The 17,825-nt window shown below is 62.3% G+C and carries 14 protein-coding genes; 6 read left to right on the top strand and 8 right to left on the bottom strand.

Features of this window, described 5'->3' with window-relative positions:
• Nucleotides 1-212: 212 nt before the first annotated feature.
• The 3 genes from selD to OC537_RS06045 are packed head-to-tail and all read left to right on the top strand — an operon-like array spanning nucleotide 213 to nucleotide 3,071.
• On the top strand, nucleotides 213-1,250 hold the full coding sequence (selD, locus tag OC537_RS06055; RefSeq protein WP_262110295.1) for a selenide, water dikinase SelD: 1,038 nt from the start codon (nucleotides 213-215) through the stop codon (nucleotides 1,248-1,250).
• A 52-nt stretch (nucleotides 1,251-1,302) separates the two neighbouring features.
• The gene (gene mnmH, locus OC537_RS06050; RefSeq protein WP_262110292.1) at nucleotides 1,303-2,433 is read left to right on the top strand and encodes a tRNA 2-selenouridine(34) synthase MnmH; all 1,131 of its coding nucleotides are present in this window, start codon (nucleotides 1,303-1,305) and stop codon (nucleotides 2,431-2,433) included.
• Nucleotides 2,427-3,071, top strand: a complete 645-nt coding sequence (locus OC537_RS06045; RefSeq protein WP_262110290.1) for an MBL fold metallo-hydrolase — start codon at nucleotides 2,427-2,429, stop codon at nucleotides 3,069-3,071. Before mnmH ends, OC537_RS06045 begins: the two co-directional genes overlap by 7 nt.
• Nucleotides 3,072-3,189: 118 nt before the next feature.
• Here the strand turns inward: OC537_RS06045 and rplY are convergent, their stop codons facing one another.
• The 5 genes from rplY to OC537_RS06020 form a co-directional block, all read right to left on the bottom strand.
• The gene (gene rplY, locus OC537_RS06040; protein WP_025326956.1) at nucleotides 3,190-3,477 is read right to left on the bottom strand and encodes a 50S ribosomal protein L25; all 288 of its coding nucleotides are present in this window, start codon (nucleotides 3,475-3,477) and stop codon (nucleotides 3,190-3,192) included.
• 163 nt (nucleotides 3,478-3,640) lie between these two features.
• On the bottom strand, nucleotides 3,641-4,483 hold the full coding sequence (locus tag OC537_RS06035; RefSeq protein ID WP_262110287.1) for a hypothetical protein: 843 nt from the start codon (nucleotides 4,481-4,483) through the stop codon (nucleotides 3,641-3,643).
• A gap of 69 nt (nucleotides 4,484-4,552) precedes the next feature.
• On the bottom strand, nucleotides 4,553-8,452 hold the full coding sequence (hrpA, locus tag OC537_RS06030; RefSeq protein WP_262110285.1) for an ATP-dependent RNA helicase HrpA: 3,900 nt from the start codon (nucleotides 8,450-8,452) through the stop codon (nucleotides 4,553-4,555).
• Between the two features lie 176 nt (nucleotides 8,453-8,628).
• A complete protein-coding gene (locus OC537_RS06025) occupies nucleotides 8,629-9,051 on the bottom strand; it encodes a CBS domain-containing protein (protein ID WP_106886806.1) in 423 nt (140 codons plus the stop codon).
• 82 nt (nucleotides 9,052-9,133) lie between these two features.
• Complete coding sequence (locus tag OC537_RS06020) at nucleotides 9,134-10,204, bottom strand: helix-turn-helix transcriptional regulator (RefSeq protein ID WP_316044144.1); 1,071 nt, start codon at nucleotides 10,202-10,204, stop codon at nucleotides 9,134-9,136.
• A 450-nt stretch (nucleotides 10,205-10,654) separates the two neighbouring features.
• On the opposite strand from OC537_RS06020, the gene OC537_RS06015 reads away from it, so the two are divergent.
• Nucleotides 10,655-11,977 carry a YjiH family protein gene (locus OC537_RS06015; RefSeq protein ID WP_262110280.1) on the top strand — a complete coding sequence of 441 codons (1,323 nt, stop codon included), beginning with the start codon at nucleotides 10,655-10,657 and terminating at the stop codon, nucleotides 11,975-11,977.
• Between the two features lie 85 nt (nucleotides 11,978-12,062).
• On the opposite strand, the gene OC537_RS06010 is transcribed toward OC537_RS06015, so the two are convergent.
• On the bottom strand, nucleotides 12,063-12,953 hold the full coding sequence (locus tag OC537_RS06010) for a LysR family transcriptional regulator (RefSeq protein WP_262110278.1): 891 nt from the start codon (nucleotides 12,951-12,953) through the stop codon (nucleotides 12,063-12,065).
• 97 nt (nucleotides 12,954-13,050) lie between these two features.
• Between OC537_RS06010 and OC537_RS06005 the strand changes: the two genes are divergently transcribed.
• Together OC537_RS06005 and ycaC are read left to right on the top strand one after the other, a co-directional pair.
• Nucleotides 13,051-13,917 carry a pirin family protein gene (locus OC537_RS06005; RefSeq protein WP_262110276.1) on the top strand — a complete coding sequence of 289 codons (867 nt, stop codon included), beginning with the start codon at nucleotides 13,051-13,053 and terminating at the stop codon, nucleotides 13,915-13,917.
• A 176-nt stretch (nucleotides 13,918-14,093) separates the two neighbouring features.
• The gene (gene ycaC / locus OC537_RS06000) at nucleotides 14,094-14,720 is read left to right on the top strand and encodes an isochorismate family cysteine hydrolase YcaC (protein ID WP_111910588.1); all 627 of its coding nucleotides are present in this window, start codon (nucleotides 14,094-14,096) and stop codon (nucleotides 14,718-14,720) included.
• 122 nt (nucleotides 14,721-14,842) lie between these two features.
• On the opposite strand, the gene OC537_RS05995 is transcribed toward ycaC, so the two are convergent.
• On the bottom strand, nucleotides 14,843-15,172 hold the full coding sequence (locus OC537_RS05995; protein WP_011706069.1) for a YbaB/EbfC family nucleoid-associated protein: 330 nt from the start codon (nucleotides 15,170-15,172) through the stop codon (nucleotides 14,843-14,845).
• Between the two features lie 130 nt (nucleotides 15,173-15,302).
• Nucleotides 15,303-17,816, bottom strand: a complete 2,514-nt coding sequence (gene dnaX, locus OC537_RS05990) for a DNA polymerase III subunit gamma/tau (RefSeq protein ID WP_262110272.1) — start codon at nucleotides 17,814-17,816, stop codon at nucleotides 15,303-15,305.
• Nucleotides 17,817-17,825 lie beyond the last annotated feature (9 nt).

The raw sequence follows: 17,825 nt of genomic DNA, 5'->3' as shown, positions 1-17,825 counted from the left end.
TTCGGAATCCTCACGCTCTTTGTGGCATAATGCGCCGTCCCGTGACTCCGTTGGCGCGACCCTGGGGGCCAGACTCTCAATGCCACCCGGCACGCCCTGCCGGCCCGCCGCCCATCCGGATCACCCGTCTCTGGTGGACCCTTCACACAGGTCACACCGTTATCGCGCCGCGTCACGCGCGCCGACATGAGTTTGAACCAAGAGGGGTAAGCATGTCTTCCATTCGTCTGACCCAGTACAGCCACGGCGCTGGCTGTGGGTGCAAAATCTCCCCCAAGGTGCTCGACACCATTTTGAAGAGCCAGATCCCGGGCTTTGACGATCCGACCCTGATCGTCGGCAACAGCAGCAAGGATGACGCCGCCGTGGTGGACATCGGCAACGGTCAGGGCATAGTCTCCACCACCGACTTCTTCATGCCCATCGTCGACGATCCCTTCACCTTCGGTCGCATCGCCGCCACCAACGCCATCAGCGACATCTACGCCATGGGCGGCAAACCCATAGTCGCCATCGCCATCCTCGGCTGGCCCATCAACACGCTGGCGCCTGAAGTGGCCCAGCAGGTGATCGACGGCGGTCGTCAGGTGTGCCACGAGGCGGGCATCTCGCTCGCCGGTGGCCACAGTATCGATGCCCCCGAGCCCATCTTCGGCCTCGCGGTGACCGGCATAGTGCCGCTCGATGCCATCAAGCAGAACGACACCGCCAAGGTGGGTGATGTGCTCTATCTCACCAAGCCCCTTGGCATCGGCATCCTCACCACGGCCCAGAAGAAGGGCAAGCTCAAGCCCGAGCACGAGCAGCTGGCTCCCGAGGCCATGTGCACCCTCAACAAGATTGGCCAGCAGTTTGCGGCCCTGCCCGGCGTGCATGCCATGACGGACGTCACCGGCTTCGGGCTGGCGGGCCACCTGCTGGAGATGTGCGAAGGCTCAGGGGTGTGTGCCCGCCTCGACTTCAAGGCGCTGCCCCTGCTGGACGAGGTGGATCACTACCTGTCCGAGGGCTGCGTGCCGGGCGGTACCCTGCGCAACCACGACTCCTACGGCCACAAGCTCGATGCCATGAGTGATCGCACCCGCAACATACTGTGCGATCCCCAGACCAGTGGCGGCCTGCTGGTGGCCGTCGGCCAGGAAACCGAGGCCGAATTCCTCGCCATTGCCGAGCAGGCCGGGTTGAGCCTCTCCCCCATTGGCCGCTTGCAGGCACTGGATGGCGCGCGCTTTATCGAGGTCATCCAATGAGTGCACTGCGGTTTGTTGCCAAGACGGCACCGGCCTGCCGGGGGAATGCGCGATGAGTGAGCTGCCACTGGCCAGGGATCTCGCCGCCATCTTCCTGGAGGATGTGCCCCTCATCGATCTGCGCGCCCCCGTCGAATTCCAGGAAGGGGCCTTTCCCAACGCCGTCAGCCTGCCGCTGATGACGGATGACGAACGCGCCCAGGTGGGCACCTGTTACAAGCAGCAGGGTCAGGCGGCGGCCATTGAACTCGGCCACAAGCTGGTAGGGGGCGCCGTGCGCGCCGCGCGTATCGAAGGATGGCTGGCGCAGTTGCGCCAGCAGCCAGATGCCCTGCTCTACTGTTTTCGCGGCGGCCTGCGCTCGCAGACGGTGCAGCAGTGGCTGTCCGAGGCGGGGGTCATCCGCCCCCGGGTGGCCGGCGGCTACAAGGAGCTGCGCCGCTTTCTCATCGATACCCAGGAGAGCGCCAGCGCCCAGTGCCACTGGCACGTGCTGACCGGCATGACAGGCTCCGGCAAGACCCACATGCTGGCCAACATTGCCCAGTCGGTGGATCTGGAAGGGCACGCCCATCACAGGGGATCCTCCTTTGGCCAGTTGCCGGGAGGCCAGCCCAGCAACATCAACTTCGAGAACCGGCTGGCCATAGAGCTGCTCAAGCGCCGCCACCAGGGCGAACACGCCTTCGTGGTGGAAGACGAAAGCCGCCTCATCGGTCGCTGCGCCCTGCCTCTTAACCTCTATGAGGCCATGTGCCAGGCCCCCCTGGTGGTGGTTGAGGTGCCCCAGGAGGAGCGAGCCGAGCAGATCCGGGTGGATTACGTGCAGGATCTCTGGCAACGCTACCTGGAGATGTATGGCGCTGAGGACGGCTGGCCGCTGTTTGCCGGCTACCTGACCGATGCCCTGGCCCGGCTCAAGCGCCGCCTCGGGGACAAGGATCACCGGGAGCTGGATGGCTTGATGCAGGCCGCCCTCCAGGAGCAGGCCAGCACGGGGGATACGGCGCTGCACCTCGCCTGGATCCGCCTGCTGCTGACCCGCTACTATGACCCCATGTACCTCTATCAGCTGAACAACAAACGCGAGCGGATCCAGTTTCGCGGTGACAAGCAGGCCTGCCTCGCCTACTTCGCCGAGCAGCACGCCCGTCAGACCCCTCAGGAGAGTCCCACATGTTGAAGTTCGAGGTGATCCCGGTCACCCCTTTCGCCCAGAATTGTTCCCTCATCTGGTGTGACGAGACCCATCAGGCGGCGCTGATCGACCCGGGTGGCGAGGCGGACAAACTGCTGGCGGCCATCGCCAAACGGGGGCTGACCCTGACCCATATACTGCTGACCCACGGTCATCTGGATCACGTGGGGGCCGCCAACCAGCTGCGCGAGCAGACCGGCGTACCCATCACCGGGCCCCACAAGGAAGATGCCTTCTGGCTCGACATGCTGCCCCAGCAGAGCCAGATGTTCGGCTTCGCCCATGCTCCGGCCTTTACACCGGATGGCTGGCTTGAGCAAGGTGACAAGGTGCAGCTGGGCCACTGCGAGCTGGAGGTCTATTTCTGCCCGGGCCATACCCCGGGGCACATAGTGCTGCTCTGCCAGGCCGAGCGACTCGCCTGGGTGGGAGACGTGCTCTTTGCCGGCAGCATAGGCCGCACCGATTTCCCCCGCGGGGATCACGCCACCCTGATCAAGTCGATCACCGAGACCCTGCTGCCCCTTGGGGATGACATCGTCTTCGTGCCCGGCCACGGCCCCAGCTCCACCTTTGGTCGCGAGAAGGCGAGCAATCCCTACCTCAGCCAGCCGGTCTGGTAGAGAGGAAAAAGACGAGAGGGCGACCCCGGGGTCGCCCTCTTTCATGGCTGCGGCAAGAACGCCAGAATGCAAAAAGCCACTCCGAGGAGTGGCTTTTCATTCAACCGGACTGACGCAATTAGATGCGTACGAAGTCCAGGTGAACCAGCTTGTAACGTACCGGGTGACGTTGGATCGCCTTGACGTTTACTTTTACTTCTTCGCCGTTGATGACCAGGGTCAGCTCGGAGGAGTAGAACTCCGGCTTCTCTTGGGCCAGGATCAGCTTTTTGTGGTCCAGGGTAACGGACACGGCTTCTTTGCCTGCACCGTAAACGATGGCAGGAACTTGGTCAGCATGACGCAGGCGGCGGCTCGCACCTTTCCCCAGGTCAGAACGGACTTCAGCTTGGAATACGAAAGACATAGTGGTTATCTCTTTTAAGATGAATATATGGTGTTGACTGCGACCGGTCAGCACCTCGCAAAACGAGCGCGAATACTAGCATGGGCCCAGGGTGGATACAAGGGACGAGCGACTCGCCATCCGCCCCTCCCCTCAGCGGCATCAGATCTTATCCGAACGCGGCTCAGCGCCCCTGCTCCAGACGGGCAAACTGCTGCTGGCGCTGGGCCGGGCTCATGGCGTCGAACTGGGCCAGGGTCTCGGCCTTGGGGCAGTAAAGGCGCTGGCCTGTCTGTACCCTTATCCCCTTCCCCATCCCGGGGCGATTCTCCTGCACCAGCGCCAGCAGATAGCTGTAGGTATCAGACCCGCTGCCCACCTGTGCCTGGAGCTGGCTGGCGATGCGCCAGAGCGTCTCCCCCGCCGCCACCTGGTGACAGACTCGCGATGCCCCTCCCGCAGCTGTCGCGGACAGGGTGAGAGTGGTCCCCTCGGCCCCTTGGCCCAGGGCCACGATCTGCACGGCACCGATCTGAGCGGAAGCCCCCAGGGGGATGGGCGCAGCCCGCCCCATCAGGTTGGCCAGCAGCGGCTCGCTCTGGGGCATCCGCCCCCTCCCCGCATTCGAACCCGGCAAGGAGAACTCGGCGATAAAGGCCGCCCCTCCCTGATCCTCGGGGGAGAGAGAGCCACTGGCGACGGGCTGCACGGCCGAATGGGGGGCCATGCCATAGGCCATCTCATCGATGCGCTTGAGCCTGGCCAGATAGGCCTTGGAGAGCTGGGCCTCCCCTTCGAACAGATCGAAGGGGGGCACCAGACGGGCGGGAAACAGGATCTGCCAGTGGCCGTTCTTCTTCTTTTGTTCGAGCGGCGGGAACTGGTTGCCCCGCCAGGCCACGAAGATGGGAGGCACGGCCCTGTGCACCGGGTAGTAGTCCGGGTTGAGCTGCACCCAGGTTTGCTCCGCAATGGGCTGATAGCCGCTGATGTTGACCAGCGCAACCCCCAACCAGATCCCCAGCATATGACGGCCTCCCTTCCCTTCAAACCCGGTCTGTTTTCACTCTATCCAATAAAACAGATAGATAGCAGCTTAGCACTGGGCTATGGCGCTCTGCACCCGTTTATCCGAGATGGGGTACGGCGTCCCCAGCTGCTGGGCGAAGAAGGAGACCCGCAGCTCCTCAATCATCCAGCGGATATTGGCCACCTCGGGGGGGATCGGCTGGGATTTGGGGATCTTGGCGAGCAGCGCCTTGTAGTCGCTCTCCACGCTCTGCACCTTGAGCATATGGACCCTGTCCCGGTTGGGATCGATGGCCAGCTTCTCGAGGCGCCGCTCGATGGCGCGCAGGTAGCGCAACAAGTCAGGCAGCCGCTGCCAGCCGGTTTCGGTGACAAACCCCTTGTGAATGAGGTTGCCCAGCTGCAACTGGATGTCCGACATGGCAAAGGCGGTGTCAAGCTGCATCTTGCCCTTGAGCCGCTTCTTGATCTCATGGGAGAGGGTCAGCACGGCTTCTACCTGTTTGGCCACTTCCACCACGGCGTCGTTGAGCTCGGCACGGACAAACTCCTTGAGCGACTCGAAACCGGCCTCGTCCCAGGCCAGGCCGCCGTGCTGCTCCATGAGCTTGTCACAGCCACAGGCGATGCAGTCGTCGATGAGCTCGGCCACCTTGCCGAAGGGGTTGAAGTAGAGCCCCAGCTTGGCCTTGTTCGGCAGCTTCTCCTGCAGATACTTGATGGGGGACGGCACGTTGAGCAGCACCAGCCGGCGCTGGCCCGCCCACATCAACTGCTGCTGGGCCACCGGGCTCTCCACCAGCTGGATGGCGACCGAGTCTTTCTGATCCACCAGGGTCGGATAGGCCTTCACCTCGAAGCCGCTGCGCTTCTGGCTGTACTCCTGGGGCAGCTCGCCAAAGCTCCACAGGGTGAGGCCCGACTGCTCTATGTCGTCGTCCGCCACCTGGGAGAGGGTCTCCTGCACCTTGCCGCGCAGGGATTCCTTCAGCGCCTCCAGATCCTTGCCTTCCGCGATGGGCTTGTGCTTGTCATCCAGCACCCGGAAGGTGAGTTTCAGGTGATCGGGCACCGATGCCCAGTCCCAGGCTTCCCGGGGCACTGTGACCCCCGTCATGCGGCGCAGCTGACGCTCCATCTCGTCCAGCAGCGGCCCCTGCTCGGGATTGAGGGTGGCGAGCAGCGCATCGGCGTAGTTCGGGGCCGGCACGAAGTTCTTGCGCATCGGCTTGGGCATCGACTTGATGAGGGCCACCAGCAGTTCATGGCGCAGCCCGGGGATCAGCCATTCGAACCCCTTCACCTCCACCTGGTTGAGTAGCGGCAACGGAATATGCAGGGTGACGCCATCGGCAGCCTCCCCCGGCTCGAACTGGTAGGTCAGCTTGAGCTTGAGGCGCCCCTGCTGCCAGAAGTTGGGGTAGTCGAGATCGCTGATGTGGGCCGCATCCCCCTTCATCAGCATCTCTTTCTCGAAGTTGAGCAGCTCGGGATCCTGCTTTTGCGCCTCTTTCCACCACTTGTCGAAGTGACGGGCGGAGATCACCTCCTCCGGCAAACGGGCATCGTAGAAGCGGAACAGATCCTCGTCATCCACCAGGATGTCGCGACGACGGGATTTATGCTCCAGCGCTTCCACCTCGGCCAAGAGCTTGCGGTTCTCGCCAAAGAAGCGGTGGCGGGTCTCGAAGTCCCCTTCCACCAGGGCGCGGCGAATGAAGAGCTCGCGGCACAGGGCCGGATCGATGCGGCTGAAATTGATGGTGCGCTCGTTGACCAGAGTCAGGCCGTAGAGGGTTACCTTCTCCTTGGCCATGACGGCGCCGTTTTTCTTCGACCAGTGGGGATCGCTGTGGTGCAGCTTGATGAGGTGCGCCGCCAGGGGCTCTACCCATTCCGGCTCGATCTTGGCGTTGATGCGGGCGTAGAGGCGGGAAGTTTCCACCAATTCTGCGGCCATCACCCACTTGGGCGGCTTCTTGAACAGACCCGAGGCCGGGAAGAGGTGGAAGCGGCCGTTGCGGGCGCCGAGAAACTCCGGCTTTTCCAGATCCTTGTTGCCGATATGGCTGAGCAGCCCCGTCAGCAGGGCGCAGTGCACCGTCTTGAAATCCGCAGGCTCATGGTTGGCTTTGAAGCCAAGCTCTTTCACCGTCTGGCGCAGCTGGAAATGAATGTCCTGCCACTCGCGCACCCGCAGGTAGGAGAGAAATTCCTTCTGGCACATGCGGCGGAAGGGGTTGCTGCCCAGGAGATCCTGCTGCTCTTTGAGGTAATTCCACAGATTGACGAAGGCGAAGAAATCGGAATCCTTGTCCTCGAAGCGTCTGTGCTGCTCGTCGGCAGCCTGCTTCTTCTCCATGGGCCGCTCGCGGGGATCCTGGATGCTGAGGCCGGCGGTGATCACCATCACCTCGCTCAGGCAGCCGGTTTGCGCCGCCGTGATCACCATCTTGGCGAGCCGTGGATCGAGGGGAATGCGAGACAGCTGGCGACCGGTTTCGGTCAGCTGCAGCTTGGGCTCCTGCTCCCGGGTGCCGGGCAGCTCTTTGACCGCCTCCAATTCTTTCAAGAGGGTCAGGCCATCCTTGATGTGGCGCGACTCCGGCGGCTCGACGAAGGGGAAGGCCTCCATGTTGCCAAGGCCGAGCGCCAGCATCTGCAGGATGACGGACGCCAGGTTGGTGCGCAGGATCTCGGGGTCGGTAAAGGCCGGACGGCCGTTGAAATCCTCTTCCGAGTAGAGGCGGATACAGATACCGTCCGCCACCCGGCCGCAGCGACCTTTACGCTGGTTGGCACTGGCCTGGGAGACAGGCTCTATGGGCAGGCGCTGCACCTTGGTGCGCCAGGAGTAGCGGCTGATGCGGGCTGTGCCCGGATCGATGACGTAGCGGATGCCCGGCACCGTCAGTGAAGTCTCCGCCACGTTGGTGGCCAGCACTATGCGCCGCCCGGCATGTTGCTGGAACACCTTGTTCTGCTCGGCGTTGGAGAGGCGGGCGTAGAGCGGCAGCACCTCGGTGTCGCGCAGGTTGAGCTTGCGCAGGGCGTCGGTGGTGTCACGAATTTCCCGCTCGCCGTTCATGAAGATGAGGATGTCCCCCAGCCCCTCTCGGGCCAGCTCTTCGACTGCATCGAAGATGCCCTGCAGCTCGTCGCGCTCCTCCAGCCCCTCGCTCTTGTCGCTGGCAAGGGGGCGGTAGCGCACCTCCACCGGATAGGTGCGGCCTGAGACTTCGATGATGGGCGCCTGGTTGAAATGGCGGGAGAAGCGCTGGGGATCTATGGTGGCCGAGGTGATGATCACCTTGAGATCCGGGCGTCTTGGCAGCAGTTGCTTCAAGTAGCCCAGGATGAAGTCGATGTTGAGACTACGTTCGTGGGCCTCATCGATGATGATGGTGTCGTACTGGGTGAGCATGCGGTCGTGCTGGATCTCCGCCAGCAGGATACCGTCAGTCATCAGCTTGATGTGGGTCTGCTCGCTCACCTGATCGGTAAAGCGCACCTTGTAGCCCACGTACTGGCCGAGCTCTGACTCCATCTCTTCCGCAATACGGGCCGCTACCGTGCGGGCCGCGAGGCGCCGCGGCTGGGTGTGGCCTATATAGCCCTTGACCCCGCGCCCGAGCGAGAGACAGATCTTGGGGATCTGGGTGGTCTTGCCCGAGCCGGTTTCACCGGCGATGATCACCACCTGATGCTCACTGATCGCCTTTGCGATCTCCGCCTGCTTCTGGCTGACCGGCAGGTTGTCCGGGTAAGTGACCCTGGGCACGCCCGCCAGACGGGCTTGATAGCGCGCCTGCGCGACATCCAGATCGGCTGCTATGGTCTCCAGCATGGCGGTCTGTTTGCCCTCAGGCAATTTCTTGACCCCGTGCAGGCGACTGGAAAGGCGACGGGCATCGAGATTCATGCAGGCAGAGAGACGGCGGCGCAGCGCCTCGATAGAGAGAGACAAGGTAGGAATTCCTTAAATAAGTGCCCAGAGGGGCCATATCGATAAGCTGGGAGCGATCCTAAAGAGCGAGCGGGGGCGGTGCAAGCCTTAAAGCGGCAACTGCCAGGTTCAATGGCGCGGCGGGCAATAAAAAGAGCAGGCCCCCGGCCTGCTCCCGATGATCCGGCAAAACCGGATCAGACCCTGGCCTGATGCACGAAGCAAGTACCAAGCTGGGCGTGAATGGCCTGCATCACGTTGTGGCGGCTGATCACCCCAAGAAGGCGACCCTCTTCCACCACGGGATAGATCTTCGGCTTTTGGCCCATCATCATCTCCGCCAGATCCAGGATGCTGGTGTCTGGCCCCACGGCCAGCACCTCCTTGCGCATCACATCCTTGACCTGGGCCACCTGTTCGCAGTGATAGGCCTCTTTCAACATGACGGCAATGCAATCCTGCTCGGACACCCAGCCAATCAGGTGCCCCAGGCTGTCCACCACGGGGCCGCCGAGCTGATGACTGTTGAGAAACTTGGTGACCGCATTTTGCACCATCATGTCCGCGCTGAACGTGATGGGCTTGGTCTGCATATAATCCCTTGCCTTGAGTGATTCCATGACGCTTCCCCCGACAGGCCTCCCGACGGGAGGCGCGAGCCAGGCACTATGCCCGGCTCACTCCAAGCATAGCTGGTGCCTATCAGGAGATGGATTGCAGCAACAGCAGCAGCTCGTTCTGGCTGTGGCAGTCGGTCTTCTTGAACACCCCCTTGAGGGTGGAGCGCACTGTTTCCACTTTGACACCGCGCAACTCGGCGATGTCGTTGCTGCTGTAGCCCTTGCTCATCAGCACCAGCAGCTCCTTTTCGCCAATGGTGAGGGGATAGAGGCTGGCCAGTGCCTCTATGTCCGGGTTGAAGGAGTGCTCGGGATCGCGCAATACCACTTCCACATAGCGCTCGAAGCGGCTGAGGCCGCTCATCAGGGTGCACTGGATCAGCAGGGGCCTGAGATTGGACTGACGGGGAATGGACATATAGGCGCTGGCGCCTGGCAGCAAATAGGCAAAGCCATTCAAGGTTTCCTTGAGCTGGCGTTGCTGCTCCTTATTTTGCAAAGAGAAAATACCATTGACCGCCCGCAGCTCGACGTTTTCATCGGCGATGCGGTTGAACGCCACATTGGAATAATGAATATGCCCCTTGTCATCTATGATGGCGCTGGGCTTATTATGGTTTTTCACCAGTTGCTGCAGCTGATAGTTCTGGGTTTCCAGGGCCAGCAGGTTCCAATAATGCTGGCTCCAGGCGGCCAGACCAGAATAGATCTCTGTCAAGGAGCTGAGATCCCGGCTGTTGAAGTCATCCTGAGCGGCGCCGCGGTAACTGCACAGGGTGCTGAGACCCCGCCCCTTCACCCGACAGACACCGCCCGCCGCAAACTGGGCACCGAAGCTGGCCAGCAGTCCCACCGAGCTGGAGATGGTATTGGCGCTGACGATCCCCTGGCAGCCCTTGTCCAGATAATGATTGAACCACACATCCTGGCGATGGTGCTGCACATAAAAATGCTGCTGGGCCTCGGTCAAACCGCTGGAAAAGAGCTTTATTCCGTCGCTCTTGTCATCATCCCGCAATAAAAACAGGGATGAACTGCCGGACAGGTCGGCGCGAAATTGGTCCACCACCAACTTAATGTCAGAATCATTAATACCGCACTCGTATAACTGGCTGATATAGGGCGATATCCTTTCTTTCTCTAATGCCTTCACACCCGAACTCCTAATTCTTATTTTTATTGAAGTGGCATCTTACTCCGCAATGAGATACTCGAAAAGTAGTCAAATGAACAAAGGCTTTATGAGCATTTCATAAATAGTTATAAGAAAGCCTCCCTCGATGAATGCCGTGAAAATGTTTAAATCCGGGCTCAGGTTTTCTGCTTTTTTGGTCGTTATGGAAAAGCTTTATTGGCCTGGTTCCTTCCTGCCTCCTTGCCTCTCTTGCCATGACGTCCCTTGCGCGGCCGCTCTGTCCAGACCAGACAGTGGCCCACAGTGCCGCGATCGCACTCCTCCACAGAAAAGCGTCATACGGATTCCATTTTCATCAAATGTTGCTTTTTGGTGTATTTGTTGTTTCCATTTTGGGCTTGCGTCGATATTGTATATACAAATTAGGTCATCAAGGGAGTTGAACCATGTGGATCACAAGGAGAGGAAATGGAACCTGAACACGCACTTACCGCCCCTGCCCGCTCAGGGGCTGGCATCAAACTGCTGCTGACCAGTGTGCTCGGCATCGCCATCTTTTTCGTGCCCTTCGAGCTCGCGGGCCGCAGCACCATACTGGTGGATCACCTGGCGGGCTTCCTGATGGCGCAGCGCCCGCTCGCCCTGGGGCTGATCCTGCTGCTGATCGCCTATGGCGCCATCAGCCCGCTGCTGGATGGTCGCTGGCGCGCCCGCCCCATCGACAGACTGCTGAGTCTGTTCAAGCTGCTCGGGCTGGGGCTGGCCATCATGTATGTGGCCGACTGGGGCCCCGCCTGGCTGATGACGCCGGATCGCCTGCCCTTTCTTTTTGACAAGCTGGCCATGTCGGTGGGCCTCATAGTGCCCATAGGCGCCATGGCCCTCACCTTCCTGCTCGGCTTCGGCCTGCTGGAGCTCATCGGCGTGCTGATGCAGCCGGTGATGCGCCCCCTCTGGCGCACCCCTGGCCACTCCGCCATCGATGCGGTCGCCTCCTTCGTCGGCAGCTACTCGGTGGGCCTCCTCATCACCAACCGGGTCTTCCTCGCGGGCAAGTACACGGTACGGGAAGCCGTCATCATCGCCACCGGCTTCTCCACCGTCTCCGCCGCCTTCATGATCATAGTGGCCAAGACCCTCAACCTGATGGGGCACTGGAACTTCTACTTCTGGTCCACCCTGGTCATCACCTTCGTCATCACCGCCATCCTGGCGCGGGTCCCCCCCATCAGTACCATGGCGCACCAGGGCGAGACCGACGAGCCGCTGCCGGAGGGCATGAGTCGCTGGCAAGCGGCACTGGCCTCCGGGCTCACCCAGTCCAGCCAGGCGGATCCCGTGCTGCGGCAGTTGCAGGACAACCTCAAGGATGGCCTCTACATGGCCGCCGCCGTGGTCCCTACCATCTTGTCCGTCGGCCTGCTGGGGCTGCTGCTGGCCCAGCACTCGCCGCTGTTTGATCTGCTGGGCTGGCTGCTGTGGCCCCTCACCTGGCTACTGGACTTGGGAGAGCCGCTGGAGACCGCAAGAGCGCTCTCGGCTGGCTTGGCGGAGATGTTCCTGCCCGCCATCCTGCTCAAGGATGCGGATCTGCTGGTGCGCTATGTGACCGCCGTGGTCTCGGTGAGTTCTGTGCTCTTCTTCTCCGCCTCCATCCCCTGCATCCTGGCCACCAAGATCCCGGTGAGCCTGGGGCAACTGGTGGTGATCTGGCTGCTGCGCACCCTGCTTGGCATCCTGCTGGCGGCCCTGTGCGGCCGGTTGGCCATGGCGATAGGCTGGCTCAGCTAGGTTGACGTGATATCAAATAAACAAAGCGCCATCAGGCGCTTTGTTTATTTATGGGGCTGGCCGCAATTACCACCTCGGCGACCCGTCATTCGAGCCATTGACGCAGGGTCAGCGTGGCAAGATCCACGAAGGCGCGCAGCCTGGGGGCCATGAAGCGCTGCCTGGGATAGACGATATGAATGGGATCCGCCTTGCCATGCCATTCGGGCAGGAGAGGCAACAGTCTCCCCTCTTCGCAGGCCTGGCGACACAGGTAGGAGGGCAACAGTGCCACCCCACCACCCGCCTGCACCATGGTCATGATCAGGCCGACATCGTTGATCAGTGTCTGCCGGGCCACAGAGACTGTCACACTGTTGGCGGCCCCGTCGTGAAGTACCCAGGCCTCCTTGCCCAGTGGCGTGAACTGCAGGCAGGCATGCTGCCGCAGCGCCTGAGGTGCATCTGGCACCCCGGCGCTGGCGAGGTAATCCGGGCTGGCAAACAGGGCCCAGCGCGCAATCCCCACCTGCTTGGCGATCAGCGTCGAATCCTTGAGAGGGCCGGTACGAATGGCGACATCGACCCCCTCGGCGACCAGATCCACGTAGCGGTTCATCAACACCAGCTCCACATCGACCTTGGGCCACTGGCTGCGCATCTGGCCCAGGATAGATGACAGGATCTGGTTGCCGATATCCACGGGAGCCGTGATGCGCAGCAGCCCGCAGGGCTCTTCCCGCGCCTCGGTCACCGCCGCCTCGGCGTCAAGCACATGCACCAGGCCGGCCGAGGCGTGGTCGAAATAGATCTGTCCGGCATCGGTCAGGTGCAACCTGCGGGTGGTTCGCTGCAATAGGGTGACGCCCAGACGCTTCTCCAGCATGGCCACCCGATGGCTGACGGTGGAGGTCGGCAAGCCCAGCAGACGCGCCGCCGCGCTGAAACTGCCCGCTTGCACGACCTTGACGAATACGACGACCTGATTGAAGTCCATCTTCCAACTCATTAGAAAGTGTTTTCTTATTTAACCATCTAGTCCGGTAAATGACTACTTTCTACACTGTCTCCATTGATTCAACGGAGGCATTGAGATGAAAGAACTGGCATTTATCAAGCGCAGCAACGAGAGGCACTGGGTCGGCGATGGCTTCCCTGTCAGGAGCATCTTCTCCTACAACGATATCGCCGAGGAGATGTCCCCCTTCCTGCTGATGGACCATGCAGGCCCGGCCAATTTCCCGGCCACCACCCATCAACTCGGCGTCGGCCAGCACCCTCACCGCGGGTTCGAAACCGTGACTATCGTCTATGAGGGCGGCGTCTCCCACAGAGACTCCTCGGGGGGCGGCGGCACCATAGGTCCGGGTGACGTGCAGTGGATGACGGCCGCATCCGGCCTTATCCACGAGGAGTACCACAGCCCGGCATTTGCCAGGACGGGCGGCGCCTTCGAGATGGTGCAGCTGTGGGTAAACTTGCCCGCTAAAGAGAAGATGACGGCCCCTGGCTACCAGGGCATCACCGCCGACGAGATCCCTCGGGTGGCACTGCCAGAGGGCGCAGGGGAGGCTCGCATCATCGCCGGGCAGCTCGGCGATACCTTCGGCCCTGCCCGCACCTTCACCCCGATGAACGTCTGGGACATGCGTCTGAAGGCCCATCACCTGGTGACGCTCGCGCTGCCGGAAGGACACACCACGGCGCTGTTTGTGCTCAAAGGCGCCATTCGCCTCGGCAACCGCCACCCTGTCCGCACCGCCGAGCTGGCAGTCATGGAACGCCGTGGCAGCCAGCTGGTGATGGATGTCGAGGAAGATACGACGCTGCTGCTGCTCAATGGCGCCCCCCTCGATGAACCCATAGTCGGTCACGGCCCCTTCGTGATGAACACCCAGGAAGAGATAGTGCAGGCCATCAATGACTACAACAGTGGCCGTTTTGGCCAGATAGGACGCTGAACCTCGGGCCGGCAACAGGAACGCATGCTGCACAAGCAGACAATGCGCCCAGGTGCTGACCCGCTGAAAACCATCGACCGACAGCCGTTGATCGAGCGCGCCGCAAGGTGCTGCAACATAACGAAGTGCTGGATCCCCAGCGTTAACTCCTTTGCCCACAGATCAGGAGAAAAGTCATGAACAAACCCTACGTCAAACTCGACAAGAACAACGCTGCCGTACTGCTGGTGGATCACCAGGCAGGGCTGTCTTCGCTGGTGCGTGACATAGAGCCGGACAAGTTTCGCAACAACGTGCTGGCGCTGGCCGCGCTGGCCAAGTACTTCGAGCTGCCGACCATACTGACCACCAGTTTCGAAAACGGGCCCAACGGCCCGCTGATGACAGAGCTCAAGGAGACCTTCCCGGACGCCCCTTACATTGCCCGCCCCGGGCAGATCAACGCCTGGGATAACGAGGAGTTCGTCAAGGCGGTCAAGGCCACCGGCAAGAAGCAGCTGATCATCGCCGGCATCGTCACCGAGGTGTGCGTGGCATTCCCGGCCCTGTCCGCCCTCGAGGAAGGGTACGAGGTGTTTGTCATCACAGATGCCTCCGGGACCTTCAACGAGATCACCCGTCACTCGGCCTGGGATCGGATGTCATCCGCCGGGGCGCAGCTGATGACCTGGTTTGGGGCCGCCTGTGAACTGCACCGCGACTGGCGCAATGACGTGGAGGGTCTGGGTACCCTGTTCGCCAACCACATCCCCGACTATCGCAATCTGATCAACAGCTACACCACAGTCCAGAGCAGCAAGTAATACACGCCTGCCCCGGGAAACCGGGGAACGGAAAAAACAAAACGCAGCTGACAGGGTGGGAACCCGGTCAGCTGCGTCATCGCCATGGATCATGGCCTCTAGATTTGAAAGGCGTTCAGCCCTTAGAAGGGCATCTTGAAGCCAGGGGGCAGTTGCATGCCACCGGTCAGCTCGCCCATCTTGCTCTTGTTCTGCTCTTCCACCCGGCGCACGGCGTCGTTGACGGCGGCGGCGACCAGATCTTCCAGCATCTCCTTGTCATCTTCCATCAGACTCGGATCTATCTCGATACGGCGCACGCTGTGGCTGCCGGCCATGGTGACCTTGACCATGCCGGCGCCGGCTTCGCCGACGACTTCCATCTGAGCCAGCTGCTCTTGCATCTTCTGCATGCGCTCTTGCATCTGTTGGGCCTGTTTCATCAGGTTACCCATTCCACCTTTACCAAACATAGGTCGTCTCTCGTCTTGAAATCCGGCATCCAGCGCCGGGCTGTGGGCTTGTTCTACCCCGGATATGGGGGCAGCCAAAAGATTTTTCAACCGGGACTCGGGTCCCGGCATGGGATTTAACTCATAGCGCTCAGCGGCTGAGGGGCTCGATGCTCTCGGGATGGAGCACGGCGCCGAATCGCTGCTGCAGGAACTGCACATTGGGATCGTCCGCCAGATCCCGGCTCACCTGCTCACGCACCCCCAGATAGAGGCGATGCTCGATCTCGAGCGGCGTCTCCCGCGCCGGATCCGTGCCCAGGGTCACCTCGACACGCACCGGCTGTCCGAACTCCGGGCCTATGATCTCGGCCAGATCGGCAAGGGCTCTATCGCTGACCAGATGGCGCTGCTCTGGCTTGAGCACCAGGGACACCAGCTCCCCCTGCCGGGTCATCACAGAGTTGATGGCGAGCTGGCGCAGCCGGCCACCGACCCCGGTACGGGCGATGAGCTCGGCCCAGGGATCGCCGCAATTGACCAGCAGAGAAGAGGGGATCAGGCGGGTGACCTCCTCCCCCTCATCCGGCTGGGCGTCGCTCTCCAGCTCATCCCAGTCGATGGTCTCCATCACCTGAGCCGCCGTTGGCTGCACGTTTTCGGGCACGGCAAGGGGCGTCGTAACTGGCGCTGCGGCGACGGGGGCAGCGGCGGCCCTGGCGGGTGCGCCGTCCAGATCCCAGGGGGGCAAGTCATCCGAGGCGGGACTGGCCTTTTGCGGAGCACTCGGCCTTGGCGCCGCCGCTTGCGCTGCGGGAGCGCTGACCGGCCCGTCGCCGAAGCCCTGATTCAGATATTCCTCGTAATCGCTGCCGCTGTCGTCATAGGCATCGAGGGGCGGCAGATCCTCATAGCCCGTCATGGGCCCGGAATAGGCGGGCACCGCAGCGGCCTGCCTGGCAGGTACAGAGGGCGCTGGCGCCACAGGTTGCACGGCGGGAATGGCCAGGGGCGCAGCCGGTTTGCTCGGCGTCGCCCTGGGGGGCACAGAGCTGGTCGCCGCCCCGGCGTCGCCCCGCAACCGGCTGCGCAGCAGATTGCGCTTGCCCAGCAGGCTCTGCATGCTGGAGGCCGCCGAGGGGGCTGCCTCGGGTTCAGGGGTTATGGCAGGAGCCGCCGTCGGCAGGACCTCCTCATGGAAGGATGCCGGCTGCTCGGATTCAAGGGGCTGTGCTTCCACTGCCTGGGGCGCGCCACCGAGCTGAGACTCTGGCTGCATCGGCTGCGCCTCGTACCCCATCCGCTGCGCCTCTTCTAGCAGCTCATGTTGCTCGGCAAAGAGAGTCGCGTTCGATTCATCGTCGCCGGAAGCCGGCTCATCGGCCTGCACCACCAAGAGCGGCGCTGTCGGCGTCAGGGCTGCGGGCACGGCCGTGCTGGCCGCCGTCGCGGCCTGATGCGGGGCTGGCTCAGCCCCTGACGGCTTTCCCGGCAGGGTCGATACGGCCTCCCTCCCCGCCCCGGGCAGCGCGCCCATGGAGACGGGCAAGGCGCTCAGATTGGCGGGATGCACCGCCTCGCGGCGCGGCGAGAAGGCCAGCATCCGCAGACAGGTCATCTCCAGCGCGGTGCGGCCATCGGGCGCCCAGGGCAAGTCCTTGCGCCCCCCCAGCACTATCTGGTAGCAGAGCTGCACCTCTTCCGGGCTCATGGCCCCCGCCAACTGCAGCAAGGCATCCGCATCCGCCCCCTGCTCCTGCACGCTGGCAGGGAGCAGCTGGGCCATGGCGACGCGATGGAGCAAGGCTTCCAGCTCGGCGTGGAGCTGATCGAAGTCCGGCCCCAGGGTGGCGATTTCGGTGATCTTGGCCATGGTGGCCGGAGCATCCTGGCGCAGTATGGCCTCCAGCAACTGGTGCAGGTGGTGGTGGTCGAGGGTGCCCAGCATGGTCAGCACGCTCTCCAGACGCACGCTGCCGTTGCCGTGGGCCAGCGCCTGATCGGTGAGGCTCAGGGCATCGCGCATGCTGCCGTCGGCCGCCTTGGCCAGGGCCAGCAGGGCGCGGGGCTCGAACGGCTGACCTTCCTGATCCAGCACCCACTCCAGCTGCTTGGCGATCTGGCTCTGATCCAGGCTCTTGAGGTGGAACTGGAGGCAGCGGGACAAGATGGTGATGGGGAGCTTCTGCGGATCCGTGGTGGCCAGCAGGAACTTCACATAGGGAGGCGGCTCTTCCAGGGTTTTGAGCAGCGCATTGAAGCTGTGGCGCGACAGCATGTGCACCTCATCGATGAGGTACACCTTGAAGCGGCCGCGGGCCGGGCGGTACTGCACGTTGTCCAGCAGCTCGCGGGTGTCTTCCACCTTGGTGCGCGAGGCCGCATCGATCTCCAGCAGATCGACGAAGTTGCCCTGATCGATCTCACGGCAGGTGTCGCATACGCCGCACGGGTGGCTGCTGATCCCCTGCTCGCAGTTGAGGCTCTTGGCCAGGATGCGGGCTATGGTGGTCTTGCCGACCCCGCGGGTGCCGCTCAGCAGGTAGGCGTGATGCAACCGTCCCTGATCCAGGGCATTGGTCAAGGCGGTCAGCACATGTTGCTGGCCAACCACTTGTTCAAACGTATGGGGGCGCCATTTACGCGCCAGAACCTGATAGCTCATAGATCTCGA

Source organism: Aeromonas sp. Marseille-Q5825 (assembly GCF_946892685.1).
GTDB lineage: Bacteria > Pseudomonadota > Gammaproteobacteria > Enterobacterales > Aeromonadaceae > Aeromonas > Aeromonas rivipollensis.
The sequence above is the reverse complement of the archived record's forward strand: the minus strand, read 5'-3'. Positions and strand labels throughout refer to the sequence as shown.